This window comes from Leisingera sp. ABM4_060 (genome assembly GCF_056158765.1).
Map to the genome: position 1 here is coordinate 3,055,517 of NZ_JBSWTX010000001.1, position 15,445 is coordinate 3,070,961.

The 15,445-nt window shown below is 65.0% G+C and carries 13 protein-coding genes and 1 pseudogene; 12 read left to right on the forward strand and 2 right to left on the reverse strand.

Going from position 1 to position 15,445, the window contains the following annotated elements; genetic code table 11:
* Positions 1 to 35: 35 nt before the first annotated feature.
* The 9 genes and pseudogenes from ACXAEH_RS14595 to ACXAEH_RS14635 all read left to right on the forward strand — a co-directional run bounded on the left by ACXAEH_RS14595 (position 36) and on the right by ACXAEH_RS14635 (position 11,314).
* Positions 36 to 1,583, forward strand: coding sequence for a PAS-domain containing protein (locus tag ACXAEH_RS14595; RefSeq protein WP_475033788.1), 1,548 nt, complete (start codon positions 36 to 38; stop codon positions 1,581 to 1,583).
* A gap of 49 nt (positions 1,584 to 1,632) precedes the next feature.
* On the forward strand, positions 1,633 to 2,109 hold the full coding sequence (gene tsaE / locus ACXAEH_RS14600) for a tRNA (adenosine(37)-N6)-threonylcarbamoyltransferase complex ATPase subunit type 1 TsaE (protein WP_475033790.1): 477 nt from the start codon (positions 1,633 to 1,635) through the stop codon (positions 2,107 to 2,109).
* Positions 2,106 to 3,101: an aminoglycoside phosphotransferase family protein gene (locus tag ACXAEH_RS14605; protein ID WP_475033792.1), complete on the forward strand. Its 996-nt coding sequence runs from the start codon at positions 2,106 to 2,108 to the stop codon at positions 3,099 to 3,101. Before tsaE ends, ACXAEH_RS14605 begins: the two co-directional genes overlap by 4 nt.
* Entirely contained in the window at positions 3,101 to 3,793 is a 693-nt protein-coding gene (locus ACXAEH_RS14610; RefSeq protein WP_475033793.1) for a nucleotidyltransferase family protein, read from the forward strand. Before ACXAEH_RS14605 ends, ACXAEH_RS14610 begins: the two co-directional genes overlap by 1 nt.
* Entirely contained in the window at positions 3,783 to 6,716 is a 2,934-nt protein-coding gene (addB, locus tag ACXAEH_RS14615) for a double-strand break repair protein AddB (RefSeq protein ID WP_475033794.1), read from the forward strand. The genes ACXAEH_RS14610 and addB overlap by 11 nt, the downstream gene beginning before the upstream one ends.
* A pseudogene (gene addA / locus ACXAEH_RS14620) lies at positions 6,713 to 10,065 on the forward strand (double-strand break repair helicase AddA). The gene addB and the pseudogene addA overlap by 4 nt, the downstream one beginning before the upstream one ends.
* A gap of 64 nt (positions 10,066 to 10,129) precedes the next feature.
* Complete coding sequence (gene trxA, locus ACXAEH_RS14625) at positions 10,130 to 10,450, forward strand: thioredoxin (protein ID WP_475033796.1); 321 nt, start codon at positions 10,130 to 10,132, stop codon at positions 10,448 to 10,450.
* Positions 10,451 to 10,604: 154 nt separating this feature from the next.
* A complete protein-coding gene (locus ACXAEH_RS14630) occupies positions 10,605 to 10,952 on the forward strand; it encodes a Lin0512 family protein (protein ID WP_475033798.1) in 348 nt (115 codons plus the stop codon).
* Complete coding sequence (locus ACXAEH_RS14635; protein WP_475033799.1) at positions 10,949 to 11,314, forward strand: Lin0512 family protein; 366 nt, start codon at positions 10,949 to 10,951, stop codon at positions 11,312 to 11,314. Before ACXAEH_RS14630 ends, ACXAEH_RS14635 begins: the two co-directional genes overlap by 4 nt.
* A 69-nt stretch (positions 11,315 to 11,383) precedes the next feature.
* Here the strand turns inward: ACXAEH_RS14635 and ACXAEH_RS14640 are convergent, their stop codons facing one another.
* Positions 11,384 to 11,575 carry a DUF1127 domain-containing protein gene (locus ACXAEH_RS14640; protein ID WP_475033800.1) on the reverse strand — a complete coding sequence of 64 codons (192 nt, stop codon included), beginning with the start codon at positions 11,573 to 11,575 and terminating at the stop codon, positions 11,384 to 11,386.
* Positions 11,576 to 11,778: 203 nt separating this feature from the next.
* Between ACXAEH_RS14640 and hslV the strand changes: the two genes are divergently transcribed.
* Both hslV and ACXAEH_RS14650 read left to right on the forward strand, forming a co-directional pair.
* Entirely contained in the window at positions 11,779 to 12,342 is a 564-nt protein-coding gene (hslV, locus tag ACXAEH_RS14645; protein WP_475033801.1) for an ATP-dependent protease subunit HslV, read from the forward strand.
* Between the two features lies 1 nt (position 12,343).
* Positions 12,344 to 13,414: a hypothetical protein gene (locus ACXAEH_RS14650; protein ID WP_475033803.1), complete on the forward strand. Its 1,071-nt coding sequence runs from the start codon at positions 12,344 to 12,346 to the stop codon at positions 13,412 to 13,414.
* A gap of 70 nt (positions 13,415 to 13,484) precedes the next feature.
* Here the strand turns inward: ACXAEH_RS14650 and ACXAEH_RS14655 are convergent, their stop codons facing one another.
* A complete protein-coding gene (locus tag ACXAEH_RS14655; protein ID WP_475033804.1) occupies positions 13,485 to 13,880 on the reverse strand; it encodes a DM13 domain-containing protein in 396 nt (131 codons plus the stop codon).
* Positions 13,881 to 14,082: 202 nt separating this feature from the next.
* Between ACXAEH_RS14655 and hslU the strand changes: the two genes are divergently transcribed.
* Positions 14,083 to 15,396 (forward strand): ATP-dependent protease ATPase subunit HslU, encoded by a 1,314-nt coding sequence (gene hslU, locus ACXAEH_RS14660; protein WP_475033805.1) that lies wholly within the window; start codon positions 14,083 to 14,085, stop codon positions 15,394 to 15,396.
* The last annotated feature ends 49 nt before the right edge of the window (positions 15,397 to 15,445 follow it).

Consider the following 15,445-nt stretch of genomic DNA (forward strand, 5'->3'; position numbering starts at 1 on the left):
TGCCGGTAAACGAGAGCTGAACTGGGCAGAACGACATGCAGAATTTCGCTTCGATCGAGTGGTTTGTACTGGCAGCGCTGTGTGCTGCGACAGCAGCGGCGGCGGTCTGGTGGCTGTCGCCGGCGCCGCGCCGCCGCGGCATGGAGCATGACCTGCTGGCCGGCGACGGCCGCACCGATGCGGTGTTCCTGTTTGACGAAAACAGCCTGATCGGCTGGTCCTCGGGCGCCCGCAAGTTCATTGGCGACCAGGCCGAGAACTTTGACTGGAGCATGCTGCGCGACCAGCTTGCCCGCAGCTACCCCGGCCTGCCGCAATCGCCTGGTTTTCTTAAGGATGTCGGGCCGCTGGTCCTCTCCGGCACCGCTTCTGCTGAAAGCCGCGAGGCGCATTGCGAATGGATCGACGGGGTCACCCGGGTGCAGCTGCGCCGCAGCACCCTGGAAGAGCAGAACAAGTCCCTGGACCAGGAGCTGACCACCCTGCGCGCCGCGGTGCATCAGGCGCCCTACCCGGTCTGGCTGCAGTCGGAAGAGGGCAATGTCACCTGGTCCAACCTGGCCTATGACGACCTCAGCCAGAAGATCCGCGGCCGCAACGCCGATTTTGCCGAACCCCTGTTCACCGATCTGCACGACCCGATGACCAGCGGCAAGCCCGAGCGGATCAATATCCCGCTGCCCGAAAGCAACAAGAAGCTGTGGTACAACGTCTCCACCACCGAAACCGAGGCCGGCTGGCTGTGCCACGCGGTCGACGTGAACGCCGTGGTCGACGCCGAAGTGGCCCAGCGCAATTTTGTGCAGACCCTGGCCAAGACCTTTGCCCAGCTGTCGATCGGCCTGGCGATCTTTGACCGCAACCGCCAGCTGGTGCTGTTCAATCCGGTGCTGATCGACCTCACCGCCCTGCCCGCCAATTTCCTCAGCTCGCGCCCCAACCTGCTGACCTTCTTTGACCGGCTGCGCGACCAGCGGATGATGCCGGAACCGAAGAGCTATTCCAGCTGGCGCCATCAGATGGCCGACCTGCTGGAGGCCGCCGCCGAGGGCCGTTACCAGGAAACCTGGTCGCTGCCGTCGGGCTCGGTCTACAAGGTCTCCGGCCGGCCGCATCCGGATGGCGCCATCGCCTTCCTGTTCGAGGATATCACCGCCGAGGTGACCCTCACCCGCCAGTTCCGTGCCGAGCTGGAAATGGGCCAGTCGATCATGGACCAGATGGACGAGGCAATCGCGGTCTTTGCCAATGACGGCAGCATGACCTTCTCCAACAGCGCCTATGGCAGCCTGTGGCAGATGGACCCCGAAGCGAGTTTTGCCAAAGTGTCGATCATGGACGCCAGCCGCGTCTGGCAGGACACCTGCGCCCCCACCCCGGTCTGGGGCGAGATCCGCGACTTTGTCGCTGGCTGCGAGGGCCGCGACGCCTGGTGGTCCCATGTGCAGCTGCGCGACGGCACCGCCATGATCTGCAAGGTCTCCGCGATCCAGAACGGCGCCACCATGGTCAGGTTCCACGCCCCGGAAACCACCGCCCTGCCAGCGGATCAGCAGCGTTTCCCCGCCATCAGCCAAGGCTGAGACCGGAAACCCGCTTGCAGCAGGCAGACGGCGGCGCCATTCTAGCGCCATGACACCGATTACCGCGTCCTGCACGCTGAACTCACCGGATGATACGGCCGCGCTGGCCGCAAAGATCGCCGGGGCCCTGCGCCCCGGCGATTGCCTGCTGCTGGAGGGGGTGATCGGGGCCGGCAAGACCCATTTCGCCCGCCATCTGATCCAGTCGCTGATGGAGATCCCCGAAGATGTGCCCTCGCCGACCTTCACCCTGGTGCAGACCTATGAGGTGCCGGCGGGCGAGCTGTGGCACACCGATCTCTACCGGCTGTCCTCGCTGGATGAGCTGGAGGAACTGGGTCTGACCGAGGCCTTCGACACTGCCATCTGCCTGGTTGAATGGCCGGACCGGCTGGCCGGGCTGACGCCGCCCCATGCCTTGCACCTGGACCTTGCCCTGGACCCCGAACACGATGACCGCCGCCACCTGACGCTTTGCTGGAGCGACGCGAAGTGGCAGCCCCTGATGGAGCGCATCTGCGCATGAGTGACCGCAACACCCTGTGCGAGAATTTTCTCGCCGCCGCATCTTACGCAGACTGGCAGCGCGGGCCGCTGGCCGGCGACGCCTCCAACCGGCGCTACGAGCGGCTGGTGAAGGATGGCCGGACCGTTGTGCTGATGGATGCGCCGCCGGAAAAGGGCGAGGATGTGCGCCCCTTCATCCGCATCGCCGAATACCTGCGCGCCCAGGGCCTCAGCGCGCCGGAGATCCTGGCCCGGGATGTAGAGTTCGGCTTTCTTCTGCTGGAGGACCTGGGCGACGATCTGTTTGCCCGTGTTGTGCTGCGCGAACCGGCGCTGGAAAGGGAGCTGTACGAGGCGGCGACCGATGCGCTTGCGGCGCTGCACCAGGCGCCGATGCCGGAACTGGAGCCCTATGGCCCGCGGATGATGGCAGAAATGGCGGGGCTCGCCTTGTCCAAATACCGCGACGGCATTCTTGGCGGCCACGACCCGCAGCTTCAGTCCCGGTTCGAGGATCAGTTCGAGGATATCCTGCGCGAGACCATCAAGGGCGATCCGGTGCTTGTCCAGCGCGACTATCACGCCGAAAACCTGCTGTGGCTGCCCGGGCGGCAAGGTGTGGCCCGCGTCGGCCTGCTGGATTTCCAGGACGCGCGGTCCGGCCATGCGGCCTATGATCTGGTGTCGCTGTTGCAGGACGCGCGCCGCGATGTGCCGGCAGGTATCGAGATGCAGATGATCGACCGCTATATCACCGCCGCCGGCGCGGATGAGTCCGGTTTCCGCACCGCCTATACGGTGCTGGGCGTACAGCGGAACCTGCGCATTCTTGGCGTCTTTGCCCGCCTCAGCCAGGAGTATGGCAAGCCGCATTACGTGGACCTGATCCCGCGGGTTTGGGACCATTTCATCCGCGGGCTGGAGCATCCCGCTCTGGCGCCGGTGGCCGGGCTGTTGCGCGACAGCCTGCCCGCGCCAACCCCGGACAATCTGGACAAGCTGAGGCCCTGATGCAGCATTCCCCCGATGCCGTGATGCTGTTTGCCGCGGGCTTTGGCACAAGGATGCGGGAGCTCACGCGCGACAAGCCGAAACCAATGATCGAAGTTGCCGGCCTGCCGCTGATTTCCCACGCGCTGACGCTGGCCAAGGCCTTCCAGCCCGTCCGGATCGTGGCGAATCTGCATTACAAACCCGAGCCGTTGCAGGCCTTGTTAGAGCCTGAAAACGTGCAGATCAGTCTCGAAAGCCCCGATATTCTCGACACCGGCGGCGGGCTGCGCCAGGCCTTGCCCTTGCTTGGCGGCGGACCGGTCTTCACCATGAATACCGATGCCATCTGGAAAGGCCCGAACCCGCTGCAATTGGCGCGTGAGGCCTGGGATCCGGACCGCATGGATGCGCTGCTGGTCTGTGTGCCGTTGGAACGGGCAGTAGGCCGCAGTGGCGGCGGCGATTTCTCGGCAGATGCCGAGGGCCGCATAAGCCGCGGCGGCAATCTGGTCTATGGCGGGGTGCAGATCCTGAAAACAGGCGGGTTGCATCAGGTTGCGGAGCAGGTGTTCTCGCTGAACGTGCTGTGGAACCGGATGGCGGCAAACAACCGGCTGTTTGCGCTGGAATATCCCGGCCGCTGGTGCGATGTGGGCCATCCCGAAGGGATTACCTTGGCCGAGGAGCTGATCGCCGCAGATGATGTTTGAACCCTCCAGCACCGCGCGCGTCTTTGCCGTGCCCTGCGGCGTCGATTTTCCGCGGGCGCTGGTTGAGGGCCTGCGCGCCCGCGCCCTAGGCCAGCCGCCAGAGGCGCTGGCAAAGGCCGAACTGATCCTCAACACCTCCCGCATGGCGCGGCGGGTGCGGGGGCTGTTTGACGATGGCCCCGCCATGCTGCTGCCGCGGATGCTGATGCTGACCGACCTGGCCCAGCGGGCGACGCTGGAAGGCTTGCCGCCCGCCCTGCCCCCGCTGCGGCGCCGGCTGGAGCTGTCGCAGCTGATCGCGAAACTGCTGGATGCGCAGCCCGATCTGGCTTCGCGCGCCTCGCTTTATGATCTGTCCGACAGCCTGGCGGCGCTGATCGACGAGATGCAGGGCGAAGGCGTCAGCACGGATACGATCCGCGATCTGGATGTTTCCGACATGTCCGGCCATTGGGCGCGGGCGCAGGCCTTTATCGGCATCGCCGATGAATTCACCGGCCTGCATGAGGGTGCGATGGATGCCCAGGCGCGTCAGCGGCAAGTGGTGCTGAACCTGATCGAGCAATGGCAGGAGACCCCGCCGCAGCACCCTGTCATTCTGGCCGGCTCCACCGGCTCGCGCGGGACGACACTGCTGCTGATGGAGGCCATTGCCCGCCTGCCGCAGGGCGCTGTGGTCCTGCCCGGGTTCGATTTTGACCAGCCAGAGCGTGTTTGGAGCGGGCTGGATGATCCGTTGATCTCAGAGGATCACCCGCAATACCGGTTCCACAAGCTGATGAAAGACTTGGAGATTTCGCCGGCGGATGTGCTGCCCTGGACCGATGCGCTGCCGGTGTCGCCTGAGCGCAACCGTCTGGTGTCGCTGGCCCTGCGCCCTGCCCCGGTTACTGACGCCTGGATGAGCGAAGGCCCGCAGCTGACCGGGCTGGACAGGGCCACCGAAAACGTCACGCTGGTCGAGGTGCCCAGTCCCCGCTCGGAAGCGCTTGCCATCGCGCTGCGCCTGCGTCAGGCAGCAGAGGACGGCCAGACCGCTGCGCTGATCACTCCGGACCGGATGCTGACCCGTCAGGTTTCGGCCGCGCTGGACCGCTGGGACATCCTGCCCGACGACTCGGCCGGCCAGCCCTTGCAGCTGTCGCCGCCGGGCCGCTTCCTGCGCCATGCGGCCGGGCTGTTCTGCAAACCGCTGGCCTGCGACAGCCTGCTGACGCTGCTGAAACATCCGCTAACCCATGATGGTGCCGGCCGCGGCGACCACCTGCGCCAGACCCGCGAGCTGGAGCTGTCCCTGCGCCGCAACGGGCCGCCCTTTCCCGATGCCGCGGCCTTTGCCGGGTTTGAGAAAGGCCGTGAGCTGACGCCTGGCTGGACCGATTGGCTGTCAGCCTGTTTTGCGGATCAGGAGATCACAGGCACCCTGCCCCTGGCGGATTGGGTGGAACGCCTGCGCGGTCTGGCCGAACGCATTGCTGCGGGCAGTCAGGCCGATGGCGCCGGCACCCTGTGGGACAAGAAGGCCGGCCAGGCCGCCCTTGCCTGCATCGAAAATCTGGAAGCTGAAGCGCCTTATGGCGGCGAGATGACCGCCCGCGATTTTGCCGACTTGCTGGGCGCTCTCCTCAGCCAGGGCGAAGTGCGCGACCGCGATGCGCCCTATGGCTCGATCATGATCTGGGGCACGCTGGAAGCACGGGTGCAGGGCGCCGATCTGGTGATCCTTGGCGGGTTGAACGAGGGCAGCTGGCCCGAGGCGGCCGCACCCGATCCCTGGCTGAACCGCCAGCTGCGCAACCAGGCGGGGCTGCTGCTGCCGGAACGCCGCATCGGCCTGTCGGCGCATGACTTTCAGCAGGCGATTGCCGCGCCCGAGGTCTGGCTGACCCGGTCAGAGCGGTCTGAGGAGGCCGACACCGTGCCCTCGCGCTGGCTGAACCGGCTGACCAACCTGCTGTCCGGCCTGCCGGAACAAGGCGGCCGCGATGCGCTGAAGGAGATGCAGGCCAAGGGCCGCAAGTGGCTGGGCTGGGCCGAAGCGCTGGAGGCACCGGCGCCGGTGCCGCAAATGCCGCGCCCCTCGCCGCGCCCGCCGGTGGCGAGCCGGCCGCGGCGGCTGACGATCACCGAAATCCCGCGGCTGATCCGCGACCCCTATGCGATCTACGCCAAGCATGTGCTGCGGCTGAAGCCGCTGAATTCGCTGGTGCAGGAGCCCGACGCCCTGCTGCGCGGCATCGTGGTGCATGAGGTGTTCGAGCATTTCATCAAGGAAGCCCAGGACGATCCTTCACTGCTGACCACCGATCACCTCATAGAGAAGACGCGCGAGCTGCTGGACACCCATGTTCCCTGGCCCGTCGCCCGCATCCTGTGGCACACCCGCATCCGCAAGATCGCCGGCGACTTTGTGCTGGCGGAGCAGGAGCGCCAGTCCCGCGCCAGGCCGGTGGCGTTTGAGGCCAAGGGCAGCGCCCGGCTGGATCCGCTGGATTTTACCATCGCCTGCCGCGCCGACCGGATCGACATGGATGAGCGCGGTTTCCTGCATCTTTATGACTACAAGACCGGCGCGCCGCCTACAGAGACGCAGCAGAAGAAGTTCGAGAAACAGCTTCTGATCGAGGCTGCCATGGCCGAGGAAGGCGCCTTTGACGATCTTGGCCCGGCCGAGGTCGCCCGCGCGCTGTTCATAGGATTGGGCAGCAAAATGAAGGAGGTGCGCGCGCCCTTGGATGAAGAGCCGCCCGCCAAGGTCTGGGATGAGCTGCGCGCGCTGATCGGGGCCTATTTCGAGACTGATCAAGGCTATTCGAGCCGGCGCATGGTGCACCGCGACGACATCGCCGGCGACTATGACCACCTGGCGCGTTACGGGGAATGGGACCGCAGCGCCACGCCGCAGCCGGAGGATCTGGCATGACCATCCGCGACGCCGCCTCCGAGGCGCAGTTCCGCGCCGCTCGCCCCGATGCCTCGACCTGGCTGGCGGCCAATGCCGGCTCCGGCAAGACCAAGGTGCTGACCGACCGGGTGGCGCGGTTGCTGCTGAAGGGCGTGCAGCCGCAGCATATCCTGTGCCTCACCTACACCAAGGCAGCCGCCAGCGAGATGCAGAACCGGCTGTTCAAACGGCTGGGTGAATGGGCAATGCTGGGCGATCCGGCGCTGATTGGAGCTTTGACCGAGCTGGGCGAAGTCAACACCGCGGCCGAGGATCTGGCCAAGGCCCGCACCCTGTTTGCGCGCGCCATCGAGACGCCGGGCGGGCTGAAGATCCAGACCATCCACTCATTCTGTTCGTCGCTCCTGCGCCGCTTCCCTCTGGAGGCCGGCGTCAGCCCGCAGTTCTCGGAAATGGACGACCGCGCGGGCCAGTTGCTGCGGGCTGAAATCATGGAAGATTTTGCCCAAGGGGAGGAGGCCCCGCTGGTCGATGCGCTGGCACGCCATGTCAGCGACAGCGATTTTGAGACTCTGACAGCGGCCATCTGCCAGCGCCGTGCCGATTTCACCCAGCCGCTTGAGTGGGCCGGGCTGCTGGAACTGTTTGAGCTGCCCGAAGGGTTTGATGAGGCCGCGCTGGAAGCGCTGGTGTTCCTTGGCGGCGAGGAAGAGCTGCTGCAACGCAGCCGCGACATGCTGGGGCAGGGCGGTGCGACCGATCAGAAGGCCGCCGCCAAGCTGGCGGGCATCGGCAAACCCACGCTTGCTGATCTGAGCACTTTGGAAGGCGTCTTTCTGACTGGTGCGAGCGCCAAGGAGCCATTTACGGCCAAACTGGGCAAGTTCCCCACCAAGAAGCTGCGCGAATCCCACCTGCCGCTGATGGACCAGTTGGAGCCGCTGATGCTGCGGGTGGAGGATGCCCGTGCCAAGCGCCTTGGCCTCACCGCCGCGCGCAAGAGCCATGATCTGCACCGCTTTGCCGCCGCCTTCCTGCCGGAGTATGAGCGCCGCAAGCAGCTGCGCGGCTGGCTCGACTTTGACGACCTGATCCTGAAGGCCCGGCAATTGCTGAACGACCCGGGCGTGGCGGCCTGGGTGCTCTACCGGCTGGACGGCGGCATCGACCACATCCTGGTGGACGAAGCGCAGGACACCAGCCCGGTGCAATGGGACGTGATCGAGAAGCTGGCACAGGAATTCACCGCCGGCGAGGGCGCGCGTTCGGGTGTGGAGCGCACCATTTTTGTGGTCGGCGACAAGAAACAGTCGATTTATTCCTTCCAAGGGGCGGACCCGGATGCCTTTGACCGGATGCAGCAGGAGTTTGGCAAACGGCTGGCGGAAACCGGGGCGGGGCTGCAGGATGCCTCGCTCGACTTCTCCTTCCGCTCGTCGGCGGCGATCCTGAAACTGGTTGATCTGGTATTTCAAGACAGCCCGCGCGCTGGCTTCCGCAAGGAGGCGCTGCATAGGGCCTTCAAGTCGGACCTGCCAGGCCGGGTGGACCTGTGGCCGGTGGTCGAGAAGGTGGCGGATGACGAGGACCCCGACTGGACCAGCCCCGTCGACCGCCCCAGCAGCCGCCATCACACGGTGATCCTGGCCGAACGGATCGCGCACTCGATCAAGGAGATGATCGACACCGGCGTGACAATTCCCGAGGACGGCCCGGAGCGCGGTACATTCCGGCGCCGGCCTGTGACAGCTGGAGATTTCCTAGTTCTGGTCCAGCGCCGTTCGGATTTGTTCTCGGAAATCATCCGCGCCTGCAAAAAGGCCGAACTGCCTATCGCCGGCGCCGACCGGCTGAAGGTGGGGGCGGAGCTGGCAGTAAAGGATATTGCGGCACTGCTTCGGTTCCTGGCGCTGCCGGAAGACTCTTTGTCGCTGGCGGAGGCTCTGAAATCGCCGCTGTTCGGCTGGGGCGAGCAGGCGCTGTTCGATCTCGCGCACCGGCGCGAGGCGATGTATCTGTGGCCGGCGCTGCGCGACCGGTCAGGGGAGTTCCCTGAGACCATGGCGGTGCTGAATGACCTGCGCGCCAATGCCGATTTCCTGCGCCCCTTTGACCTGATCGAACGCATCCTGACCCGCCACGGCGGCCGCCAGAAGTTGCTGGGCCGTCTGGGGCCGGAGGCGGAGGACGGTATCAACGCGCTGCTGTCGCAGGCGCTGGCCTATGAGCGGACGGACGTGCCCAGCCTCACCGGGTTTCTGGTCTGGATGCAGACCGACGATTTGGAGATCAAACGCCAGATGGGTGCCGCCGGCGACATGATCCGGGTGATGTCGGTGCATGGCTCCAAAGGTCTGGAGGCGCCGATCGTGATCCTGCCGGACACCGCCAAACGGCAAGCGCCGCGGGATGCGGAGATCATGCTGGCCGAGGGCACCCCCGTCTGGAAGGTGCCGAAAGAGCAAATGCCCGCTGCCATGCTGGCGGCCCGCGAAGCAGCGCAGGAGAAGTTGCAGAATGAGCGGCTGCGGCTGTTGTATGTGGCTCTAACTAGGGCTGAAAAGTGGCTGATCGTGGCTGCGGCTGGCGATGCGGGAGACGCCGGCGACAGTTGGTACCGCATGGTTGAAGGCGCCATGCGCGAAGGCGGCGCCCAGGAGTGTGAGACCGGAGGCGGCAGCGGCCTGCGCCTGCAGCATGGCGATTGGGACGGGCTGCCGCTGGACATTCCGACGGTTGTTGAAGCCGAAACGCACAGGCTGCCGGAGGTCTTCACCCGGCCTGCCCGCGCCTATACAGCGCCGGCGCCGACGCTGAGCCCCTCGGACTTGGGCGGGGCCAAGGCCTTGCCCGGTGATCAGGGTCTGGATGAGGACGCCGCAAAGGCCCGCGGCAGCCGGCTGCACCTGCTGCTGGAGCACCTGCCGGGCCGGCTGGAGCGGATTGGCCGCAACTGGCGCGGAACCTGTTGCAGGGGGCCGAAGACACCGCAGAATTGCTGGCGGAAGCGTCAGCCGTGCTGACAAACCCGGAGCTGTCGCACATCTTCCAGCCGGAAACTTTGGCGGAGGTGCCGGTAACTGCGGAGCTGCACGGCAGCCGCCTGCATGGCATCATCGACCGGCTGATAGTCACGCCAGGGAAAATCCTCGCGGTGGATTTCAAATCCAACGCCACAGTGCCTGAAACCGTTGACCAATGCCCCGAAGGCCTGCTGCGGCAGATGGGCGCCTATGCCCATGCGCTGGCACAGATTTATCCCGATCGCACCATTGAAACCGCGCTACTGTGGACCCGCACTGCATCCCTGATGCCGCTGCCGCACGAGCGCGTGACAGCGGCGCTGATGCGGCGGATGGAACCTTGACGATCCGTTAAGCCGTACCTAGGTTCCAACTCCAGTTGCCACATAACTCTATGGAGACATGCATATGTCCACCGTTGCCGTCACCGACGCCACCTTTGACGCCGAAGTCAAGAACTCAGACATCCCCGTAGTGGTGGATTTCTGGGCTGAGTGGTGCGGTCCCTGTAAGCAGATCGGCCCGGCTCTGGAAGAGCTGGCCGCGGAATTCGACGGCAAGGTAAAGATTGCCAAGGTCGACGTTGACAGCAACCCGAACGCCGCCGCCGCCATGGGCGTGCGCGGCATCCCGGCGCTGTTCATCTTCAAGGACGGCCAGGTGATCTCGAACCGCGCCGGCGCCGCCCCCAAGGCCGCGCTGCAGAGCTGGATCGAAGAAGCCATCTAAGCCGGATCCCTCTCAAGGGTTTCAGAGGGCTGTCCCCGCGGGGACAGCTCTTTTTGTGCCGGGGCCACTGGTGTAGCGGGTGATTGCAAACTGGCTCTTTTCATTGCGCCGCCGCCCTGCGACGGTCCGCGCTGAGACAGGTACAGGAGGCATTATGGCCAAGACACGGGTACTGGTGGAATTCGGCATGGGCACGTCGCTGAGGCGTGAGGATTATACCGAAGCCGCCCGCCGCGCGATCAAGGATGCGCTGTGGCACAACTCCGTCAGCATGGCGGAGCTGTTTGATTTCCAGAAGGAAGACATGATCATCGACGCCGAGATCGGGGTGCAGAAACCGGAAGCGGTGGACACGGACGCGTTGATGGAGATCTTCCCCTACGGCCGGCCCAGCATCCGGGTTGTGGAAGGCGGATTGAACATCGACAAACCCCACGGCGGGCGCACGGTGATCGCCAATGCCGCGGTGGTGGTGTCCTTTGACATGGAGGCCGCAGAATGAGCGAAAAACGCATCATCCTGGAAATGGGCATGGGCAATGATCTGTATGGCCAGGACTATACCAAGGCGGCGCGGCGGGCGGTGCAGGACGCGCTGCATCACTCCTCGATCACGCTGTTTTCCAAGCTGGGGATCGATCACAGCGAAATGCGGGTGGAGGTGACCATCGGCGTGCAACAGCCGGAGGCGGTGGATTGCGGTCTGGTGGCTGAGGACTTGCCGCGGGGCCGGGCCAGCGTGCGCGCGGTCAAGGGCGGGCTGGATGTGGAGGACGCTGAGGCCGGCAGCCGCCATGTGGTGGCCACCGCCGCGATTGAGGCCTGGGTTCCGGATCAGGCCGGGAAGTACAAGATCCGCGGCTGAAAACAGGCTCTAACAAAGAAAAAGCCGCCCGGAACGGGGCGGCTTTTGAATTCGGTTCTGGCCGGCGGGTTACAGCGCAGCGATGTCGCCGCGGACCAGGCCGATATCTGCCAGCTGGGCGTCCGACAGCTTGTCCAGCGCGTTGCGCGTCTGGCGGGTCTCGTTCCATTCCACGAGAGCAGTTTTCACGTTGATCAGTGCGTCGACCACGCGGAGAACGGTGACTGCTCCGAGCGGCGCGTAGATGTTTGCGGTAGTCATAGCGCTAGTCCTTCTGAGAAACAGCCGACCCTGTGCCGGTTGTGAGCCCCATGTAGGATGTGTTTATGAGTCCCACAATTGCTGGAATCTCAGCCCCGATCTGCACGCACTGCATAGCGTATGCAGGCGGATCCCAGCGCATCCTATCCCTTGTGCCCTGCAAGTGATGGTTCCATATAGAGGGCAGAAAATTGGAGGCATGAATGGCAGACGATCAATTCCCCGGCTGGCACGGCACAACCATCATCGGCGTGAAAAAGGGCGGTGAGGTGGTCATCGCCGGCGACGGACAGGTGTCGCTGGGCCAGACCGTGATCAAGGGCACCGCCCGCAAGGTGCGCCGCCTGTCGCCCGGAGGCTTTGACGTGGTGGCGGGGTTTGCCGGCTCGACTGCCGATGCCTTTACCCTGCTGGAGCGGCTGGAGGCGAAACTGGAGGCCACCCCCGGCCAGCTGGCGCGGGCCAGCGTTGAACTTGCCAAGGACTGGCGCACCGACAAGTACCTGCAAAAGCTGGAGGCGATGCTGATCGTCACAGACGGCAAGGACATGTTTGTGATCACTGGCGCCGGCGATGTGCTGGAGCCGGAACACGATGTTGCGGCTATCGGCTCGGGCGGGAATTTCGCCCTGGCTGCGGCGCGCGGCATGATGGACAGCGACAGGTCCGCCGAAGGCGTGGCCCGCGATGCGATGGCCATTGCCGCCGATATTTGCGTCTACACCAATGGCAAGCTGACCGTCGAATCCATCGGCCAGGAGGGTTGATGTGGCTGGGATCGGCAAGGACGATCTGCGGGCGGCGGTTGGCTCCGGCCTGCTGAGCGAGGCGCAGGCGGCGTCGCTGCTGGCCTTGGCCGACAGCCGCCGCGGCGCGCGGGAGAACCTGGCCCCGGGCGATGAGCCGTTTGAGCTGTTCAAAGGGTTCAACGAGATCTTCATTGTCATCGGCCTGCTGATCCTGGCATCGGGCTGGATGGCCTTCACCGCGGTGGATCTGGCCGGTTCGCTGGGCGGCTATCAGCAAAAGGCAGTCTGGTCCGCCGTTGCCGGCGCCGTGGTTCTGTGGCTGCTGTCCGAATACTTCATCCGCCGCCGCCGGATGGTGGCGCCGGCCATTGCGCTGTCGCTGTTGTGGGCCGGCAACGCAGGCACCGGCTTTGCCGCGCATTTCTCGCAGCCCTTCATGATCGCGCAGAACGACTTTTCCAGCCTGCCGCTGCCATTTGCACTCAGCACCGCTGCCATTGCGGTGTTCTGGCTGCGCTTCCGGGTGCCTTTCGCGATGGCGCTGATTGCGCTGGGTGTCTTTGTCTTTGCCTTTCTGACCGCCGCGATCCGGGGCGGCACGCCAGCCGGGATCAGCGATCTGTTCCTGCTGTCAGCAAGCGGGCCCTTTGCGTGGATCACCCTGGCCGTCGGCTTTGCCGTCTTTGCAGTAGCGATGGCTTTTGACCTCAGCGACCCGCACCGGGTGACGCGGCGGTCGGCGCAGGGGTTCTGGCTGCATGTGGTAGCCGCGCCGGCCCTGGTCAACACCATCGCGCTGAGCCTGCTGGACACCGGCGGTTCCGGGTCGCACATGCTGCTGCTGGGTGTGCTGCTGCTGTTTGCCCTGATCGCGATCATCATCGACCGCCGCTCGTTCCTGATCGCCGCCATCGGTTACAGCGTCACCCTGGCCGGCACCGTGTTCAACGGCGAGGGCACGGCGATCACCATCCTGGCGCTTGGCGTTTTCCTGGTAGCCCTGGGTGCGTTTTGGAGCCGGATCCGGGCTGCGCTGCTGGCGCCGCTTGCCTCGGTGCTGCCCTTGCACCGGCTGCCGCCCTCTCATTGAGGCGCAGCAAAAGAGGGCTGAGCAGATGCCCAGCCCTCCAATTGGCCGTGTTGCGTGAGTGGCAGGCCGGTTATTTGATCTTGGCAACACCCAGCGGCACACCGGCAACCTCGCACCAGATGTACACCTCGTTGTGCTTGGAAATGTCCCAGGTGGCGGGCACCGCATAACGCTGCTTGCCGGTCAGGCTGAGCAGGGCACCCAGTTTGGTGTCGGGGTCATACTTGCCGTCCTTGCCCAGGGCAACACGCGGGTCCGGGCCGCCGTCCAGCGAGAAATCGTCGCCCAGCTCGACGATGTAGCGGCCGCCTTCTTCGACCACTTTGACCACGCCTGAAGTCACGTGGTTCGAACGGCCCTCGAAGTGGCCTTTGGCGCCGCCGGCAATGGCAGCGGTTGCGCCGGTGAGGGTCACGGCGGCGGTGGTTACAGCGGCGGCTGCAAAGAAGGATCGGCGGTTCAGCATGTTTGTCTCCCTTTGGCTCCTGAACAAGATGCTGGCTGCATCTGGGCAGGTTCGCGGTGAAAAAGATACCGGGGCTCACCGGCCTATTATCTGGCGTGTTTGGCGCGTGTTCCGGCGTGAGGTATCCGTGATCAAGGCGTGATCGGCTTGTGTTTTCCGCCTCCATGATTAGGTTCCCGGTGAAACAAGAAAGCTGAGAGACATGACCGATCTGACCCCGCGCGAAATCGTTTCCGAACTGGACCGCTTCATCATCGGCCAGAAGGAGGCCAAGCGTGCCGTGGCCGTGGCCCTGCGCAGCCGCTGGCGGCGCAAGCAGCTGCCGGACGACCTGCGCGACGAGGTCTATCCGAAGAACATCCTGATGATCGGCCCCACCGGCGTCGGCAAGACCGAGATCTCGCGCCGACTGGCGAAACTGGCCCGCGCGCCTTTCATCAAGATCGAAGCCACCAAGTTCACAGAGGTCGGATATGTCGGCCGCGACGTGGAGCAGATCATCCGTGATCTGGTCGACAGCGCCATTGCCCAGACCCGCGAGTATATGCGCGAAGAGGTGAAGGCCAATGCCCACAAGGCCGCCGAGGACCGTGTGGTCGAGGCCATCGCCGGCACTGACGCACGCGAGGCTACCCGCGATATGTTCCGCAAGAAGCTGAAGGCAGGTGAGCTGGATGATACGGTGATCGAGCTGGACGTGGCCGATACTTCCAACCCGATGGGCAATATGTTCGACATCCCCGGCCAGCCCGGCGGTGGCAATATGGGGATGCTGAACCTGGGCGACCTGTTCGGCAAGGCGATGGGCGGGCGCACCACCCGCAAGAAGATGACCGTTGCTGAAAGCTATGAGGTGCTGATCGGCGAAGAGGCCGACAAGCTGCTGGATGATGAAACCGTCACCCGCAGCGCGCTGGAATCGGTGGAGCAGAACGGCATCGTGTTCCTGGACGAGATCGACAAGGTCTGCGCCCGGCAGGAGACCCGCGGCGGCGATGTCAGCCGCGAGGGCGTACAGCGCGACCTGCTGCCGCTGATCGAGGGCACCACCGTCAGCACCAAGCACGGGCCGGTGAAGACCGACCATATCCTGTTCATCGCCTCGGGCGCCTTTCATATCGCCAAACCCTCGGACCTGCTGCCGGAACTGCAGGGCCGCCTGCCGATCCGGGTAAACCTGCGGGCGCTGACCGAGGGCGATTTCGTGCGTATCCTGACCGAGACCGACAACGCGCTGACCCGTCAGTATACTGCGCTGATGGGCACCGAAGAGGTTGAGGTCACCTTCACCGAAGACGGTATCGCGGCGCTGGCCAAGATTGCGGCGGAGGTAAACCAGTCGGTCGAGAACATCGGCGCCCGCCGGCTTTATACGGTGATGGAGCGGGTGTTCGAGGAGCTGTCCTTTACCGCGCCGGACCGCTCGGGCGAGGCGGTGACGGTGGACTCCCGCTTTGTCATGAAGCACCTGGGCGAGCTGGGCCGGTCCGCCGACGTCAGCCGTTACGTGCTGTAAGCCGCCGGAACGCGGCAGCGAATCTGGACATTGGCGGCAGGTGCAGTAG